This window comes from Aminobacterium sp. UBA4908, from assembly GCF_002398115.1.
In the GTDB taxonomy this organism is placed as follows: domain Bacteria; phylum Synergistota; class Synergistia; order Synergistales; family Aminobacteriaceae; genus Aminobacterium; species Aminobacterium mobile.
On the sequence record NZ_DHCG01000002.1, the window covers coordinates 478,000 to 494,078 of the forward strand.

The window sequence follows — 16,079 nt, forward strand, 5'->3', positions numbered from 1 at the left end:
CCTCCTCGTTTTTAAGCGTTTTTACCACAACAATGTTTATACTTCTTGCCACTCCCACAAGGGCAGGGATCGTTTCGACCTACTTTAGGCCCCTTCCTTATTGGCTGTGGTTTTTCATCTCCAAAACGCTCTGAGTGAACATCTTCACCGGAAGCAAAAGGCAAAGCAAAATCCCGGCTTTCTCTCACTCCCTGACGATCTGAAGCTCTACGAACATCTTGTGACACAACTGTCACTCGGAAGGCCAGCTCCGCAACAGATTCGCGAACTCTCTCCATCATGGCCTGGAAAAGGTTATACGACTCGAACTGATATTCGAGAAGGGGATCTTTTTGCCCAATAGCCCGCAGACCTATCCCTCGTCGAAGCTCGTCCATGGCCAAAAGATGATCCTTCCAACTCGTATCAAGAGTATGGAGAACAACAAAGCGCATGAGTTCATCAGCAATAGCTGTTCCCAACGTCTCCATTTTTTCATGGAAACGTTTCCCGATTTCTTTTTTAAGCTTTTCCACAGCTTCAGGCAAAAGCCGACGACTGTCTACTCCCTCAAGGAATATATCGAGCCCGGCTCCAAAGAGAGAACGAAGTTTAGATGCCGCTCTCTGAGGTTCCGCTTCCCCCTCCTCAGGGAAATAATGGTCAAGAACGTCATCCACAACACCAGAGATGACCTCCCATGTATGCTCAATAATATTTTCATCTTCCAAAATCAGGCGTCGCTCATTATAGACAGCTTCGCGTTGCTGGTTCATGACATTATCGTAAGCTAAAAGCTGTCTTCGAATATCAAAGTGCATCTCCTCTACTTTTTTCTGGGCTGATTCTATAGCTTTGGTGAGAAGGTTGTGTTCTATGGCTTCCCCTTCCTCCATGCCTAACTTCTCCATAAGCCCCTGGATACGATCTGATCCGAAAAGTCTTAAAAGATCGTCTTCCAATGAAAGATAGAAACGGCTTGATCCAGGATCCCCCTGTCTTCCAGATCGGCCACGAAGCTGATTATCAATTCGACGAGATTCATGCCGCTCTGTTCCAATAATTTTCAGCCCTCCGTACGTTAACACTTCCTCTCTCTCTTTGGAACATTGCTCTCGGAACTCTTCCAGCAGTTCCTTATAACGCTCCGGATTATTCATTTCGTCCTTTTCTTCTCTTCTAAGTGCCTCTTTTGCCAAAAACTCCGGGTTACCCCCGAGCACTATGTCTGTTCCTCGTCCTGCCATATTGGTAGCTACAGTAACAGATCCCAAACGGCCTGCCTGAGCTACTATCTGAGCTTCTTTTTCATGATATTTTGCGTTCAAAACTTGATGAGGTATTTTCCTCGCCTTGAGTAGTTTGCTGACACGCTCAGAATTATCAATAGACGTGGTTCCTACAAGGACAGGCTCTCCTGTTGCATATGTCTCAGCAACTTCATCTGCTACCGCATGGAACTTCTCAACTGTCGTACGGTAAATTACATCGGCAAGATCTTCTCGAATCATGGGTTTATTTGTAGGAACAACGATGACTTCAAGACCATAAATTTCTTTGAATTCTTCCGATTCCGTTACTGCCGTACCAGTCATGCCTGCCAGTTTTCGATACATACGGAAATAATTCTGAAGAGTGATAGTAGCTAACGTCTGGCTCTCTCTGCCAACTTTCACCTTTTCTTTCGCTTCTATAGCCTGATGAAGACCATCGGAATAGCGTCGGCCAACCATAAGACGACCGGTAAATTCGTCTACTATAACGATCTCTCCATCTTTAACAACGTAATGCACGTCCTTTTGGAAGAGAACATGGGCCTTTATAGCCTGAACTATACGATGGGCCAAATCGGAGCGAGCAGCATCAGAGAAAAGCCCCGGCATTTTCAGAAGGTGTTCGCACCGAGCTATTCCTTCTTCGGTAATCGATACGTTCCGCTCCTTCTCATCTTTCTCAAAATCCTTGCCCTCTCGAAGCTGACGAGCAATCTGATCCGCTGTAGCATACATTTCCACGTTGTCTTCAGAAGGGCCAGAAATAATGAGAGGAGTACGAGCTTCATCTATAAGAATAGAGTCCACTTCGTCGACGATGCAGTAGTAATGGCCTCTCTGAACAAGTTGCTCACGAGAGACAGCCATATTGTCTCGCAAATAATCGAAACCAAATTCGCTGTTCGTTCCATAGGCTATATCAGCAAGATATGCTTTTTTACGTTCTTCCTGATCCATATATGCATATATAACCCCAACAGAAAGGCCCAGGAATTTATAAATAGGCCCCATCCACTCAGCGTCACGTTGTGCCAAGTAATCGTTCACAGTCACAACATGCACGCCCTTACCTGATAGCGCATTAAGAACAACCGCTAAGGTCGCTACCAGCGTTTTGCCTTCCCCCGTCTTCATTTCTGTAATTTTCCCTTCATGAAGAGCAACTCCGCCCATAAGCTGAACATCAAAATGGCGAAGTCCCAAGGTTCGGCGGGATACCTCTCTAACGAGGGCAAAAACTTCAACTAAAAGGTCATCAGGGCTTTCTCCTGATGCTATTCGCTGTCTGAAATCAGAAACCAGAGACTGTAACTCCACGTCTTTCCTGGCCATCATTTCCGGTTCCAGACCGTTGATTTCGCCGACGATCTGGCGATACCGCTTCAACGCGCGTTCGTTAGGGTCAAGCCCAAGAGCGCGCTTAAGGCCATTGAACATATATTTCACCTCTGCTAAAAAAGTGGTCGTTGTTCCACGAAAAAGTATTATATGCTTAAAAGAAGGGATGGGTCAAAAGTATTTTCGCTGATGCAAAACAGGGCGGTGATCTTCCAGATCCCGCCCTGTTTTTTCTATTCCATTCCCACCATCATAAGAGCAAAAACTTTCGTCTCGTTGAGCAAGTGTTCTATCTCGCAATATTCATTAGGCATATGAGCTACATCTGCTTCATGCGCCCACACTACAGCCGGGATACCTTCCTTTCTGAAAAAAGCAGCGCACGTACCGCCGCCAACACCACCAATCACTGGTTCAAAACCATATACTTCACGTAAAGAAGACTCTAGCAAACGTACCACTGGAGCATCTGAGGGGGTAGGTAACGTAGAATCAGTACGTTGTAGAATTGAAAAAGAGATACTGCCACCTTCCGCCCGCTCAACCTGGTTTTTGACCTGAGACACAACATTCAGAACAGCATCTACATTCACAGATGGTAATATACGGCAGTCAAAGCAGAAAGTTTCCTTCCCTGGGATAGTGTTTACATTCCCTACATTACTATTGCGCCGTGTAGGTTCAAAGGTAGAGACTGAAGGATTAAAAAGGCTATCCTTATCAGGGAAGGCCCCATGAAGAGCTCGATCTAATTCTACAGCAAATACGTTGGCAATCCGACATGCATTGAGCCCCAAATCAGGACAACTGGCATGAACCTGCTCTCCTTCAACAGAAAACTCTAGCCATAAAATACTCTTCTCTGCAACCTCTATAAAATCCCCTTTATCATTACCCCCATCGGGGACAACAATACAATCACCCTTTTGAAAAATGCCTTCTTGAATCAAATGTTGAATCCCATATACACTGCCAACTTCCTCATCCGCAACAAAACAAAGGCAAACTTCATACTTTGGCTGGATACCTCGTTTGGTCAGAAGAGATGCAGCGTAAAGGCTTGCTATAAGTTCCTGCCCATTATCATTACTGCCCCGACCATAAACCCGGCCATCTTTTACTACAGCCGTGAAGGGATCTGTATGCCACAACGCCAAATCTCCTTCTGGAACCACATCCATGTGAGAAATAATCCATAAGCGTTTTGAAGTTGCGCCAGGGAGCCTAACAATCAAATTGGGACGGTATCCTTCAGGAGCTTTTTCATCGGGAGCATTATGCCATTCCGCCTGAGGCAAACCTAGTTTTTCGACGAGCTGGGCTATATATTGAGCTTTTTTTACCTCCCCAGTCCCTCCTTCGTGAGGAGAAACTGAAGGATAATGTACCAGAGCAGCTACGCTTTGTACTATCTCGTCTTTCTGGTCATCCACCCATTGCATTATTTGTGTTTTCATACCCAAACGCCACCTTTATTGGGATTAAGATGCATCAAAAAGGATATCCTTACCTTTGATAAGGTACTCCATGCCAGACCATACAGTAAGAATCATAGCAATCCACATGGCCCACAGCCCTCCTGGGAAATTAAAGATGAGAAGGGTTATAGCTATAATCTGGCTCACCGTCTTGATTTTCCCCATTTTAGAAGCCGCTATTACAATTCCTTCCACAGCAGCTACCAAACGAATGCCAGTGACTATAAAATCTCTGGAAATAATGACCACTACAATCCACGCAGGAAGCCGTTGAAGCTCCACCAACGAAATAAGCGCTGCCACAACCAAAATCTTATCGGCAAGAGGGTCGATAAATTTTCCTAAATTTGTAACAATCCCCTTCTTTCGCGCTATGTATCCATCTGCTGTATCAGTAATAGCTGCAAGTATAAAAACAAAACCAGCGATAAGATCTCCATAATTAACCTGAACTCCCAGTTTTTCAAGAACAAGTACCGGAGTACTTATTTTAAGGGTTAGAAAAATCACTACTAACGGAGTAAGAAACACTCGTAAGAGACTGAGCATATTGGGAACATTTAGGGCCGACATTTGGACGTGCCGCCTCCTTAACCAAATATAGTAGCTAGAACTCTCTCATATTATGACACAACGAAGGGGACGGCAAGTCGCCGTCCCCTGAGACTTCACAAAAAGAAGTTTTTGAGTCTTCCTTACCCTCCCAAATAAGCCTCTTTAACCTTGGGATCTTTCAGTAACTCTTCGCCTGTTCCTTCCAGCACAATACTTCCCACTTCCAGAATATACGCATAATGGGCAACTTTCAACGCGGCGTACGCATTTTGCTCGACAAGAAGAACCGTTCGCCCTTGAGCATTAATTTCCTTGATAATATCAAAAACTTCCCTTACCAAAATCGGGGCAAGCCCAAGAGAAGGCTCGTCCATCATCACAAGGTCAGGGCGACTCATAAGAGCCCGTCCAACAGCCAACATTTGCTGCTCGCCGCCAGAAAGAGTACCGCCTTTTTGCCAGGCCCGTTCTTTCAGTCTAGGGAAAAGAGAGTAAACATGTTCTACATCCTCTCGTATCCCATCTTTATCATTTCGAATGTACGCTCCCAAAAGAAGATTTTCCTCCACTGTGAGTTGAGGGAGGATCCGGCGGCCTTCTGGACTCATGGCAATGCCTCGTTTAACAATCTGCTCTGGCGTTTTACCGAGGAGGTTATCTTCCTTTCCAGCTGTGTCGGTGAAAAGAATATTTCCTTTTGCCGATTTCACTAAACCAGCAATGCTGCGGATAGTACTGCTCTTTCCAGCACCGTTAGCTCCGATAAGGGTTACTATCTGCCCTTTAGGAATAGTCAAATTAATCCCTTTCACTGCATGAATGCCACCATAATAGACGTGAAGATCCTCTATCTTAAGCATTTTTTCCGTACTCCTCTCCGAGGTATGCTTCTATCACTCGAGGATTCGACTGGATAGCCTCCGGGTCGCCTTCTGCAATGAGCTTCCCATAATCTAAAACCCAAATATACTCGCAAATACCCATAACAACCCTCATATCATGTTCTATAAGAAGAATTGTCACATTGAATTCGTCCCTGATACGTCGTATAAAAGTCATGAGATCTTGCGTTTCCTGGGGATTCATTCCTGCAGCTGGCTCGTCAAGCAAAAGGAAATGCGGTTCTGTAGCGAGAGCTCGAGCTATCTCAAGACGCCGTTGATCTCCGTAAGGTAGGGAACTCGATATTTCCTCAGCCTGTTCGGCTAAATCTACAGCTTCTAAGAGCTTTTGAGATTTTTCACGGATCTCTTGTTCTTCATGGATAAGAGAGGGGACAGGAAAAGGCGCCATCCACCACTTACTTTTTTGGCGTACATGACATCCAATCATAACGTTTTGCAATACCGTCTCATTATTAAATAATCTAATATTCTGAAACGTTCTTGCAATCCCACTCTGACAAACTGTATGAGGTCGAAGTCCTGTTATGTCTTTACCATGAAAAAAGACCTTCCCCTCGCTAGGTTTATAAAAACCTGTAATGATATTAAAGACTGTGGTTTTTCCCGCGCCATTGGGACCAATCAGCCCCACAATGCTTCCTTGAGGGACAGACATGTTAAAATTATTGACAGCAACAAGGCCACCAAAGCGGATAGTGATATTCTGAGTTTGAAGAGCTACCTCACGCTGCTGATTCACTTAGTTTCCCCCCTTTTGGAAAAACGGGATATCATTGTGTCCCATCCAAACTCCCTCATCCCCATTATTCCTTCGCGTCTGAAGAGGATAATGAAAATAAGGGCCAGAGAGAAAATGACCATACGCATGCCGGGAATGCCGGGTATTTCAAAAGAGCCAATTGTAAGAGGGTTCTCCACAAAACGAAGCCATTCAAGAAGAATAGTAATAATAATACTCCCGATAACGCTGCCGGTAATAGAACCTAAGCCGCCGGCGACAGTGATCATCAACACATTAAAAGTAAGGGTAAAAACAAACATTTTAGGGTCTATAGTGGTAATAAGGCTTCCCATGAGAGCACCGCCAATACCTGCGAAAAAAGCTCCTATCGTGAAAGAAATAACCCGATATTTGAACGTATTAATTCCCATGTTTTTGGCAGCTATTTCGTCATCTCGAATAGCCTTCAACACATTTCCAAAGTTGCTGTTCATAAATTTAACTATAAAGTACAACGCAAAGAGTAACCATCCATAATTCCACCAAATATTCGCATATGACGGAATGCCTTTAATGCCCAAAGCACCATTCGTAACTGGTGTTATATTCGTTAATACAACACGAATAATTTCTGAAAAGCCAAGTGTCGCAATACCTAGATAGTCACCACCGAGACGAAGAACTGGAAGAGCAATGAGCAACCCAAAGAAAGCGGCAATAAGACCGCCTGCTAAAACAGCTATAAGGAAAGGAGCGCGTATTACGGAAAAGGGCCATATGATAGGCTCTAAAATCCACAAGGCTTGTTTTTGAGCCGGAGAAAGAATGAGGATTGCACACACATACGCCCCTATAGCCATAAAACCAGCATGTCCAAGAGAAAACATTCCTGTAAAACCATAAATCAGGTTAAGACTCAGTGCAAGAATTGCATTTACCGCTACTAAGTTAATAACCTGAATTTTATACCCGTCAAGATTTCCCTGAGCCCAGTAAAGTGCAAGAGCTAATAATCCTATAGCGCATACGTTCAAAATGAAGTTCCTTCTTTTTTTATCCATCAGATCTTGTCCTCCAGCTTCTCCCCCATAAGACCTGTCGGCTTAATGAGGAGGATTACGATCAGAAGAATAAAAGCAAAAGCATCGCGATACCCGGAAAGAGCCGGGAAAAAAGCGACAACCATAATTTCAATAAGACCTAATAGCATGCCCCCTATCACAGCCCCTTGAATAGAACCAATGCCACCAAAAACAGCTGCGATAAAAGCCTTAAAACCCGGGACAACCCCCATAAAAGGGTTAATTTGAGGATACCGAAGGGCCCACATAATGCCAGAAGCAGCGGCAAGAGCTGAGCCAAGCGCAAATGTGAAAGCAATAACTTTATCTACAGAAACCCCCATAAGTCTGGTGGTTTCTATATCTTTGGAAATTGCTCGCATGGCTAATCCCGGTTTCGTTTTATATACAACCCAAAGAAGAGCTAAGACAAGAAGAAAGGTAACCGAAGGGACAAGTATAGCTAAAGGCAAAATTCTGATTTGACCAACCTTAATAATGCGCACAAGCCAATCAGGGCGCATAACAGGCCGAGGCAATCCCGTAAAAACTACAAGGCCTAAGTTCTCAATAAAAAACGAAACTCCTATAGCACTAATAAGCGCGGAGATACGAGGAGCATCCCGTAGAGGCCTATAAGCCACGCGATCCACCAATATTCCGCAGAGAGTGGAAAGTAATACGGCCACAATTACGGCTACTCCCCATGGTAATTTGGCAAGTACTATAGCAAAAAAAACAAAATACGCACCAAGCATAAATATATCACCATGAGCAAAATTGATAAGCCGCAAGATGCCATAAACCATGGAATAGCCAATGGCAATAAGGCCGTACAGAGACCCGAGAGTAATGGCATTAAATAAATGCTGAATAAACATATTCAGGCTCACAGCAGCTTCCTCCTTGTTTAAGAGGCAGGAGAACTAGCGTTCTCCTGCCTCTGCGTCTGTATAAATGGAATCATACGAAAAGAGGAGTAAAGGGCTTATTACATTTCGGGTTTAACTGTTCCGATGAAGGTTTTCTTCCCTTCTTTAATCATTACAATACCCACTTCTTTTTCAGCATCATGAGTTTCATTAATCGTGGTATTGCCCGTTACGCCGGGGAAGTCTTTGGTCTCCGTCAAGGCCTTTGTTATGGCCTCGGGCTCTGCTACACCAGCTCGTTTTATGGCATCAAGGACGAGAAGATACGAGTCGTAACCGAGGGCTGCATTTACGTTGGGGTCCTTATCAGGATGGAGCTTTTTCCAATTCTCTGTGAATTTTTGTGCCATGGGGCTCATATCTTTCATAGAGGGATCGTACGGGAAAGTTGTATGCATGAATCCTTCTACTGCCTCTCCACCGATGCTAACGATTTCCGGGTTATCCATGGCATCGCCACCCATAATTCTAAATTCAGCACCGAGCTCCGCAGCTTGTTTCATAATAATAGCTCCCTCTGCAAAATAAGAAGGAATAAACATAATATCAGGTTTTTTGCTGATTATTTCAGTAAGCTGTGCCGTAAAGTCTTGGTCACCAGTATTATATTTCAGCTCAGATACTATCTCTCCATTAAGTTTGAGGAAAGACTGCTTGAAGAAACCAGCCAGACCCACGCTATAATCGTTAGAAACGTCCACAAGCAGAGCTGCTTTTTTAGCTCCCAATTCCCGTATAGCATATGTGGCAGCAGCAGCACCCTGATAGGGGTCAATAAAGCAGGCGCGGAAATAATATTTTTTACCTTGAGTTACAAGGGGGTTCGTACAAGAAGTTCCCATAACAGGTATGCCGGCTTTTTCCGCAACTTCTCCGCCAGCCATGGCAAGAGAGGACCCATAGGTTCCGATAATGGCTACAACTTTTTCCTTCTCAATCAGCCTTTTTACAGCGTTAGCTGACTCTACCTTATCGGACTTATTGTCCACCACAAAGAGTTCCACTTTTTTCCCTAGAATTTCTGGAAACTCTTGGTGAGCCATCTTCACACCGTCCAGTTCCAACTGCCCGCCAAAGGCATTTTGCCCTGTAAGAGGAAGATATACACCGATACGAATAGTATCCTCTGCGAACGCCACACCGCCAAGAAGCAACACTACCATCAATGCCAATGCTACCCTTCTCAACTTCATGAACAGTACCCCTCCTTTTAAAATAAGATCCAGAAAGATAATACTATTATACACGAAGATTGAATCTGACAATGACGTAAATTCTCTTTTGAATGACAATAGCTACATGGCAAGCTTGTGGAGGAAGGATTAAGGACCAGAAAATACACAGAAAGAGAGCCGGTTTTATGGCTCTCTTTCTGTCACAAGACGTGTTATTTCTTTTTGAAAGCTCGAAAGATCTGTAAATTCCCTGTATACGGAAGCGAAACGAACATATGCCACTTTGTTGAGGTGTTTTAATTCTTCCATTACCCGTTCCCCAATGATCGAGACTGGGATTTCACCAACACCACTTGCACGGAATCCCTCTTCAATCCTTGATACAACTTCTTCTATCTGTTCTAAGGAAACTGGTAGTTTCTCGCAAGCCTTACTGATGCCGCGAGTAATCTTTTCTCTATCAAAAATTTCCCGTCTTCCGTCCTTTTTGACTACCCGTAAGGTTCGTTTCTCCTCGATTCTTTCATAAGTGGTAAAACGGGCTAAACATTCAGGACATTCTCGACGACGACGAACAACTCTACCTTCATCGGCTGTACGTGTTTCTATAACTCGCGTCTCCATGGCACTGCATTTTGGGCATCTCATTCTCTTCTTCCCCCAGATACATAAAAGAAAAAGCCGGGCAGTCACCCGGCTTTTGTACTCTGGAACGCTACTCTACTAGGGACTGCAAATATGCCTGGACCCTTGTTTTTACCCGTTTCCCTTCGGCGCGTCCTCGGACCTCGTTCATAATCCGCCCCATGACGCGCCCCATATCTTTCGGGCCCGTTGCCTTTACCGCCGCTGCAGTCTTTTCGATCATATTGTCCAATTCATCATCAGGCAGTTGTTCTGGAAGAAACGTCTCAAGGAACGCCGCTTCCCTTAGCTCTTCCGCTGCTCGATCTGAAGCGCCGCCAGCTTTAAACTGCTCTGCTGATTCATGCCTTTGTTTTATAAGCCGCTGAATAAGGGCAACTACATCCTCGTCGGCAAGCTCCGTGGAACGCCCTTTTTCAGTTTGGGCTTTCTGTATTTCTGCTTTCAACATACGTAACGTCGAAAGTTCCATTTCTTGCCTAGCTTTCATCGCCGTTACAATATCTTTCTGAATACGTTCCAACAGCTCGCTCACCTTATCTTACCCCCTGGATCTACTCCGCCGTTTTCTTGCAGCTTCGGCTCTTTTAGCTTTCTTAACTTCGCTAGGTTTTTCATAGTGCTCTCGCTTCCGAGCTTCGCGAAGGGTTCCAACCTTAGAGACCTCCCGCTTGAAACGCCTTAGCGCATCCTCAAGGGACTCATTTTCTCTCCGAATGATCGTCGTCATACTGGATCCCCCCTTTCTGTGCCACCCACATCAACTAACCTGGTGGCCAGCGGAACGACCGTCCCGCCAACAGGTGAACATGAAGGTGGGGGATTGTCTGTCCAGCCTGAGCACCACAGTTGATTACTAATCTATAACCATTGTCCTCAAGCCCAAGGCTTCTAGCTACTAGAGTTACAGCCCCCATAAGATGGCCCCACATCCCATCTTCTTTAACCATAGCCGCAGAGCTGATATGCTGTTTAGGAACAATTAACACATGTACAGGAGCTTGAGGATTTAAATCCCTAAACGCAAGAACATGGGCATCTTCGTAAACAACATCCGCTTTAACTGATTTCTCAATAATCTTGCAAAAAATGCAACTCCTGTCCACTACAACCCACCTCTCAACTTCAGGCTATTCTATACCAGATTTTTCTTCCGGACAATAGACCCCGCCCAAACTCGTACAGCTGGAGCGTTATGAGAACGAGCCAAAAGGCAAACCCTTCCCACTGCCCATTCGGGACATCCTTTTCTCTTTAAAATTTGTAAGAGTGGCACCAAGATCTTTTCATCATCGCTTCTCAACAATCGTAATACGCTGACTTCATCAGGAGCTTCTCCATTATAAGGCCAGCGGCTGAGTGCTTTCACTATAACTTCTATAGAAGAATGGGAGAGAAACCGCTGTAAAAGAGGTTCTCTACAAGGCACATTGCCTATCCATCGTAAATATGATAAAGCCGCTTTTTCAGAAACCTGACAGGCTTTAGCTGAAACAGCTTCAGCAAAAGTCTGAAGTACCGGCTGATAAAATATCCCTTCAAAAATCAGTGTCAAAGAATCTTCGTCTTCTGGATATCTATCCGCCATGTTGACAAAACTTTCTGCTACGCCAGGCTGATCGAAATATTTTATCAAAAATCCCGCCGCTAAACGACGCACTGCAGGATGAGTACTTAGAAGTCTTTGCTGCGATCTCGCAAGATCTGTTTTACCATTAACTTCCTGTGCACGTTCAAGCAAATGAGCCATCTTTAGTTCCGTGTCCACAAGAATTTTTTCTAACCGCAGCTGACGGATTCGTTCGGAGTTTTTTGTGTTCTGAGCTGTCTCTCTCTCAGATTGTTGCTGCGTATTGCGCGCCCTGCTCTGTTTCCAGGCCCTTCCTCCTTGTCTCAGCGTAGCTACATCAGATTCCTTAGATTTAAGAAACATATAAGCCGCTGTGATTTTTTCAAATTGAGGCGCTGCCTGAGGTCCAGCTATGTCTGGATGGCAAGTTCTGGCCAATTGTCGAAAAGCAGAGCGGATATCTTTCATTGAAGCCCCAGACATAAGGCCAAGAACAGCAAGACTCTCCTCGAGCCGAATAGACGCGTCCATCATAAAGAGATCCTCTCCATATTGTCAGCTAGGTGAGACAAGAGCTCCACCGCTTCTCCGTAACAACTCTGCTCCACCAACGCTCCAGCCGATCCGACAAGAGACATTAGCCTGCTCTGCTGCGAGGCTGATAGGGGGAGGGACAATCTAGCCAATCGTTTCTCTATTTCTTTAAGTTCGGGAGGATTTTTTTCACTATGTGCCAGACACTCATCCACAGAGAAGGGAGGGATATCGAACAACTCTCCAGACTCTCGTCTCAGCTGTATAGAAAGGAGTCCTCCAGAATCTACAGAGAAGTAAAGATCCACTTCTTCACCTTTTTTGAGAGAATCGACAAAAACTCGATTCAGAACCATCCATCCAGGGCTCTCGGCTTCACCCTGCACTATTTCCAAATCTATACGTCCATTTCCAACGCTAACAAAACGGCGGGTAGCTCTACATGGCAAAGGAAGGCCTTTTTCCAAAACAGGAACAAAATTCCCCTCCGCAGAAACTATCCCCAAACTTTGAGAGAGAACATCTATAAGGAAACGTCCTTCTGTTGCCGAGCCAAAAAGAGCTGCTCCCATGGCGATAGCTTCGTCTGGACATTGACTCACATACTCTGGATGAGCCACTTTCGACTCTAAAACAGAGCGGAAAAAAGGGATGCGACTACTTCCCCCAACAAGCAGCAAATGACTTGGAGTATATTTTTCCCAAAGCTGGAAAACTATTGTAGCCACCTGAAGGACCATGGGGCGAATGAGCTCTTCGAACTCATGACGAGATATATTTATAGAATGAGAGGAACGAGAAAGGGCCTGCGTTGGTTGCCACGTATAGTTTGAACATGAAGAGAGGGCTATTTTTATGTTTTCAGCCTCTCCTAAAAGATAACGCCACATGCTATCATCTGCAGGAAGCGCCTCTGTGCTCAAATGAAGTCGTTTTTCTAAAAGCCGGGCCATCAAAAAATCAATTTCTCGACCACCGATAGTAGAATCTCCAACGCTTTCCAACACTTGCCAAACTCCCTTTTCCATTTCTACAACTGAAACATCTACAGTTCCAGCTCCAAAATCTACAACGAGAGAAACTCCTTCTTTCCCATATGCAAAAGCTGCTGCTGTAGGTTCGTTAATGATACGCAAAGACTCAAACCCTGCAGAATAGGCAGCACGAGCAATCGCCTGGCGTTCCGCAAAGCTAAAAGCAGAAGGGACGGTTAGAACGCATGCAGTTACAAAATGGTTCAGAACCGCTTCCGCATCTTCTCGCAATAAAACAAGTAAAGGGACCAAAACTTCTTCTGGCGCAAAACAACGCCAACCGCAGCGAATTTTTCCTTGTCGGCTTATTTGCCGTTTCATATCCCAAAAGGTTACCTCAGGATGGGCTATCTCTCTTCGCGCCGCCTCTTCGCCGGCAACCCAACCAGAGGGACTCCAGGAAACCACTGAAGGGGTGCGCTTCATCCCCCACCGGCTAGGCAAAACCTCCACATTCCCATCAATATTACAGGCTGTCATGGCATAACGGGTGCCAAGGTCTATTCCAAGCATCGGATACTTCATACCTACAGACCGCCTTCCAAAAAACAACAATATATTTCATATTACATAGTTTATTATACCAGCCAAACATCTTATTTTCAGAGAGTAAGAGTTATGCTCGAAGAGATTCGGAAGCGTAGGAGAAAGGGCGAACTGTCACAATATCTCCTATAGAAAAATTTTGGGCAGTTTCTACTTTTACAAAAAAGGGAGTAAGGCCAGTAGATCTGCCATCCGACACTTCTTCCACGAGAATTGGGATATCTTTTCCCAGCCATTGGCTACAATAAGATTTCAACAATTCCTCACCTTTTGTTATGGTTTGATGAACTCGTTCCTGAGCAATCTCCCGAGGAATTTGCTCCTTAAAAGATGCAGCTCGCGTTCCCTGTCGAATAGAGTAAGGGAAGACATGTACCTTCCCCAAACCCATCTCATCCATTACACAGAGGGTATTATGAAAGGCCCTGTCACTTTCTCCAGGAAATCCTACGAGGATATCAGTACTGATATGAACTCGCTCTCCCAGGAAAGAGCGAATCCTTTTTACAGACGCCATAAAATCGGAGACAGTATAGCCTCTTCCCATCCTTTCGAGAACACCATCATCCCCGCTCTGTAACGGAAGATGCAAATGAGGACAAAATTGAGGAGTTTCAGCAAGAGCAGATAACAAGGCGCCATCAATACCAAAAGGTTCAAGAGACCCGAAGCGTATCCGACGAACACCTGGAACAGAACCAATCCGACGGACAAGCTCTCCCAGAGAAATTTCGCCATAAGCACCATATAAACCAAGGTGGACACCAGTAAGGACTACCTCTGAACATCCTGAATCCACTATAGAATGGACCTCATTCAGTACATCCTGCCATGGACGACTCACTGGTTTGCCTCGCACGAAAGGGATGATGCAATACGAACAAAAATGATTGCATCCGTCTTGTACTTTGACAAAAGCCCGAGTATGCAAGAGAGGATGCCTTTGAAAAAGAGGATCCCACGAGGAATCGTAAAGAACATCACTGCGTAAATCAGTAAAGATATTATTTTTCTTCTCGAAGGCTTCCTCCATAAGGGTCGGGATACTCGCTTTTTGTCTCGTGCCAACAAGAATATCCACACCAAGGCCTTGAGCTATCTGAGAAGGCACTTTCTGAGCCCAACATCCGCACGCCACTATAACAGCATCTTTCGATTCACGTCGCAACCGTCTTGCAAACTGACGGCTCTTTTTATCTGCCATAGAAGTAACAGTACAAGAAACCAGAATAGCTCCATCATAAGGAGGCGAAGAGACAATATGAGCGCCAAAAGCCTCAAGCATAGAGGCTAGGGCATCGGCTTCAGACTGATTTGTTCTGCACCCCATGGCTATTATGACTATTCGCTTGTTTATTAACGATCTCTTCATTTTTTCGTTACTGCTACCCCCCACCAATCATTGCAAGCCACGTCGTCAATAATCTCAAGACCTATTTCTTTCAACGCTTTTATGAAGGTCTCCTTTTCCTTCAGTAATAAACCGGAAAAGATAGCTATCCCATCCTCTTTCAATGCGGCAGGTACGCTTGGAAGCATTGTGAGAAGGGGCTCAATAACTATATTAGCCATAAGGATATCCACTGTTTCATGAAACCCCTTAAGGAGATCCCCCTCCTGCAAGTCTACATCCTCTTTATAGACGCCATTAAGCTCCATATTATTCAAGACCTCATCCAGCACCGCCGGATCCAAATCTCGAGCATAGACATGACGGGCACCAAGCCGAACAGCTCCAATAAAAAGGATGCCTGACCCTGTGCCAATATCTGCTACATCAAAATCAGGCCGCATATATTTCTCAAGGAGGGACAACGCTATTTGCGTGCTTTCATGATATCCAGTACCAAAAGCGGAGCCTGGATATATATAGAGAGGAATTCTATCCTGAGGTTCGCTTCCTCTATGCCATGGAGCTAAAACCACAAACCGCTCCCCCACAGGGAGAGGAGGAAAAGCCTCTTTCCACTCTGTATGCCATTGTCTGTTCTCTATTTTTCCCATATCTACAACAGATACCCCTGGCCATGAACCTAAGTATCTATTCAACTCTTCAAGCCAATAGCCTAAATCTTGGAAGGTGCGGTAATAAATCCTCATTCTGACGCTGCCAGAACTCTCATGCTCTTCAGAACCAATACCTCCAGAAAGATCGGCAAGTGAAGACAACACTTCTTCAAGCTCTAATGTAGCTTCAAGGGTAATGTACCACCAAAAGCTATCTCCCTTGGTCATGATGTGTCCTCCTCTTTTAGAAAAATCCTGTGAAAAATCGGGGAGGCTTGAAGCCTCCCCGATTGACGTCGAGTCTATCACGTATGGAAGGATTTTA

General features: G+C 44.9%; 16 protein-coding genes. All 16 read right to left on the reverse strand.

From position 1 onward, the window contains the following. Positions 1–11: 11 nt before the first annotated feature. A complete protein-coding gene (secA, locus tag B4J50_RS03180) occupies positions 12–2,690 on the reverse strand; it encodes a preprotein translocase subunit SecA (protein WP_024821836.1) in 2,679 nt (892 codons plus the stop codon). Between the two features lie 134 nt (positions 2,691–2,824). Then, positions 2,825–4,048, reverse strand: coding sequence for a M20 family metallo-hydrolase (locus tag B4J50_RS03185; RefSeq protein WP_286847380.1), 1,224 nt, complete (start codon positions 4,046–4,048; stop codon positions 2,825–2,827). A 24-nt stretch (positions 4,049–4,072) separates the two neighbouring features. Continuing rightward, positions 4,073–4,642 (reverse strand): CDP-diacylglycerol--glycerol-3-phosphate 3-phosphatidyltransferase, encoded by a 570-nt coding sequence (gene pgsA, locus B4J50_RS03190; protein WP_024821834.1) that lies wholly within the window; start codon positions 4,640–4,642, stop codon positions 4,073–4,075. A 122-nt stretch (positions 4,643–4,764) separates the two neighbouring features. After that, a complete protein-coding gene (locus tag B4J50_RS03195; protein ID WP_024821833.1) occupies positions 4,765–5,484 on the reverse strand; it encodes an ABC transporter ATP-binding protein in 720 nt (239 codons plus the stop codon). Further along, the gene (locus B4J50_RS03200) at positions 5,477–6,268 is read right to left on the reverse strand and encodes an ABC transporter ATP-binding protein (RefSeq protein WP_024821832.1); all 792 of its coding nucleotides are present in this window, start codon (positions 6,266–6,268) and stop codon (positions 5,477–5,479) included. Before B4J50_RS03200 ends, B4J50_RS03195 begins: the two co-directional genes overlap by 8 nt. After that, positions 6,265–7,311 carry a branched-chain amino acid ABC transporter permease gene (locus B4J50_RS03205; RefSeq protein ID WP_024821831.1) on the reverse strand — a complete coding sequence of 349 codons (1,047 nt, stop codon included), beginning with the start codon at positions 7,309–7,311 and terminating at the stop codon, positions 6,265–6,267. Before B4J50_RS03205 ends, B4J50_RS03200 begins: the two co-directional genes overlap by 4 nt. Beyond that, a complete protein-coding gene (locus B4J50_RS03210) occupies positions 7,311–8,204 on the reverse strand; it encodes a branched-chain amino acid ABC transporter permease (RefSeq protein WP_024821830.1) in 894 nt (297 codons plus the stop codon). The genes B4J50_RS03205 and B4J50_RS03210 overlap by 1 nt, the downstream gene beginning before the upstream one ends. Before the next feature lie 98 nt (positions 8,205–8,302). Further along, the gene (locus B4J50_RS03215) at positions 8,303–9,436 is read right to left on the reverse strand and encodes an ABC transporter substrate-binding protein (protein ID WP_286847375.1); all 1,134 of its coding nucleotides are present in this window, start codon (positions 9,434–9,436) and stop codon (positions 8,303–8,305) included. Positions 9,437–9,601: 165 nt separating this feature from the next. Beyond that, on the reverse strand, positions 9,602–10,066 hold the full coding sequence (gene nrdR, locus B4J50_RS03220; protein WP_024821828.1) for a transcriptional regulator NrdR: 465 nt from the start codon (positions 10,064–10,066) through the stop codon (positions 9,602–9,604). A 67-nt stretch (positions 10,067–10,133) separates the two neighbouring features. Then, positions 10,134–10,598: a GatB/YqeY domain-containing protein gene (locus B4J50_RS03225; protein WP_286847368.1), complete on the reverse strand. Its 465-nt coding sequence runs from the start codon at positions 10,596–10,598 to the stop codon at positions 10,134–10,136. 6 nt (positions 10,599–10,604) lie between these two features. After that, positions 10,605–10,793 (reverse strand): 30S ribosomal protein S21, encoded by a 189-nt coding sequence (gene rpsU / locus B4J50_RS03230; RefSeq protein WP_084043861.1) that lies wholly within the window; start codon positions 10,791–10,793, stop codon positions 10,605–10,607. A 34-nt stretch (positions 10,794–10,827) separates the two neighbouring features. After that, on the reverse strand, positions 10,828–11,169 hold the full coding sequence (locus B4J50_RS03235) for a histidine triad nucleotide-binding protein (protein ID WP_024821826.1): 342 nt from the start codon (positions 11,167–11,169) through the stop codon (positions 10,828–10,830). Between the two features lie 29 nt (positions 11,170–11,198). Then, positions 11,199–12,167, reverse strand: a complete 969-nt coding sequence (locus B4J50_RS03240) for a J domain-containing protein (protein ID WP_286847364.1) — start codon at positions 12,165–12,167, stop codon at positions 11,199–11,201. Beyond that, positions 12,164–13,726: an Hsp70 family protein gene (locus tag B4J50_RS03245; protein ID WP_286847362.1), complete on the reverse strand. Its 1,563-nt coding sequence runs from the start codon at positions 13,724–13,726 to the stop codon at positions 12,164–12,166. The genes B4J50_RS03240 and B4J50_RS03245 overlap by 4 nt, the downstream gene beginning before the upstream one ends. Positions 13,727–13,817: 91 nt before the next feature. Continuing rightward, on the reverse strand, positions 13,818–15,119 hold the full coding sequence (gene mtaB, locus B4J50_RS03250) for a tRNA (N(6)-L-threonylcarbamoyladenosine(37)-C(2))-methylthiotransferase MtaB (protein WP_286847359.1): 1,302 nt from the start codon (positions 15,117–15,119) through the stop codon (positions 13,818–13,820). Next, entirely contained in the window at positions 15,116–15,982 is an 867-nt protein-coding gene (locus B4J50_RS03255; protein ID WP_024821822.1) for a 50S ribosomal protein L11 methyltransferase, read from the reverse strand. The genes mtaB and B4J50_RS03255 overlap by 4 nt, the downstream gene beginning before the upstream one ends. Between the last annotated feature and the right edge of the window lie 97 nt (positions 15,983–16,079).

Bases quoted from the DNA above. Each gene is read 5' to 3' on its own strand.
- secA (WP_024821836.1), bottom strand. From the start codon at position 2,690: ATGTTCAATGGCCTTAAGCGCGCTCTTGGGCTTGACCCTAACGAACGC.
- B4J50_RS03185 (WP_286847380.1), bottom strand. From the start codon at position 4,048: ATGAAAACACAAATAATGCAATGGGTGGATGACCAGAAAGACGAGATA.
- pgsA (WP_024821834.1), bottom strand. From the start codon at position 4,642: ATGTCGGCCCTAAATGTTCCCAATATGCTCAGTCTCTTACGAGTGTTT.
- B4J50_RS03195 (WP_024821833.1), bottom strand. From the start codon at position 5,484: ATGCTTAAGATAGAGGATCTTCACGTCTATTATGGTGGCATTCATGCA.
- B4J50_RS03205 (WP_024821831.1), bottom strand. From the start codon at position 7,311: ATGGATAAAAAAAGAAGGAACTTCATTTTGAACGTATGCGCTATAGGA.
- B4J50_RS03215 (WP_286847375.1), bottom strand. From the start codon at position 9,436: ATGAAGTTGAGAAGGGTAGCATTGGCATTGATGGTAGTGTTGCTTCTT.
- nrdR (WP_024821828.1), bottom strand. From the start codon at position 10,066: ATGAGATGCCCAAAATGCAGTGCCATGGAGACGCGAGTTATAGAAACA.
- rpsU (WP_084043861.1), bottom strand. From the start codon at position 10,793: ATGACGACGATCATTCGGAGAGAAAATGAGTCCCTTGAGGATGCGCTA.
- B4J50_RS03240 (WP_286847364.1), bottom strand. From the start codon at position 12,167: ATGATGGACGCGTCTATTCGGCTCGAGGAGAGTCTTGCTGTTCTTGGC.
- B4J50_RS03245 (WP_286847362.1), bottom strand. From the start codon at position 13,726: ATGAAGTATCCGATGCTTGGAATAGACCTTGGCACCCGTTATGCCATG.
- mtaB (WP_286847359.1), bottom strand. From the start codon at position 15,119: ATGAAGAGATCGTTAATAAACAAGCGAATAGTCATAATAGCCATGGGG.
- B4J50_RS03255 (WP_024821822.1), bottom strand. From the start codon at position 15,982: ATGACCAAGGGAGATAGCTTTTGGTGGTACATTACCCTTGAAGCTACA.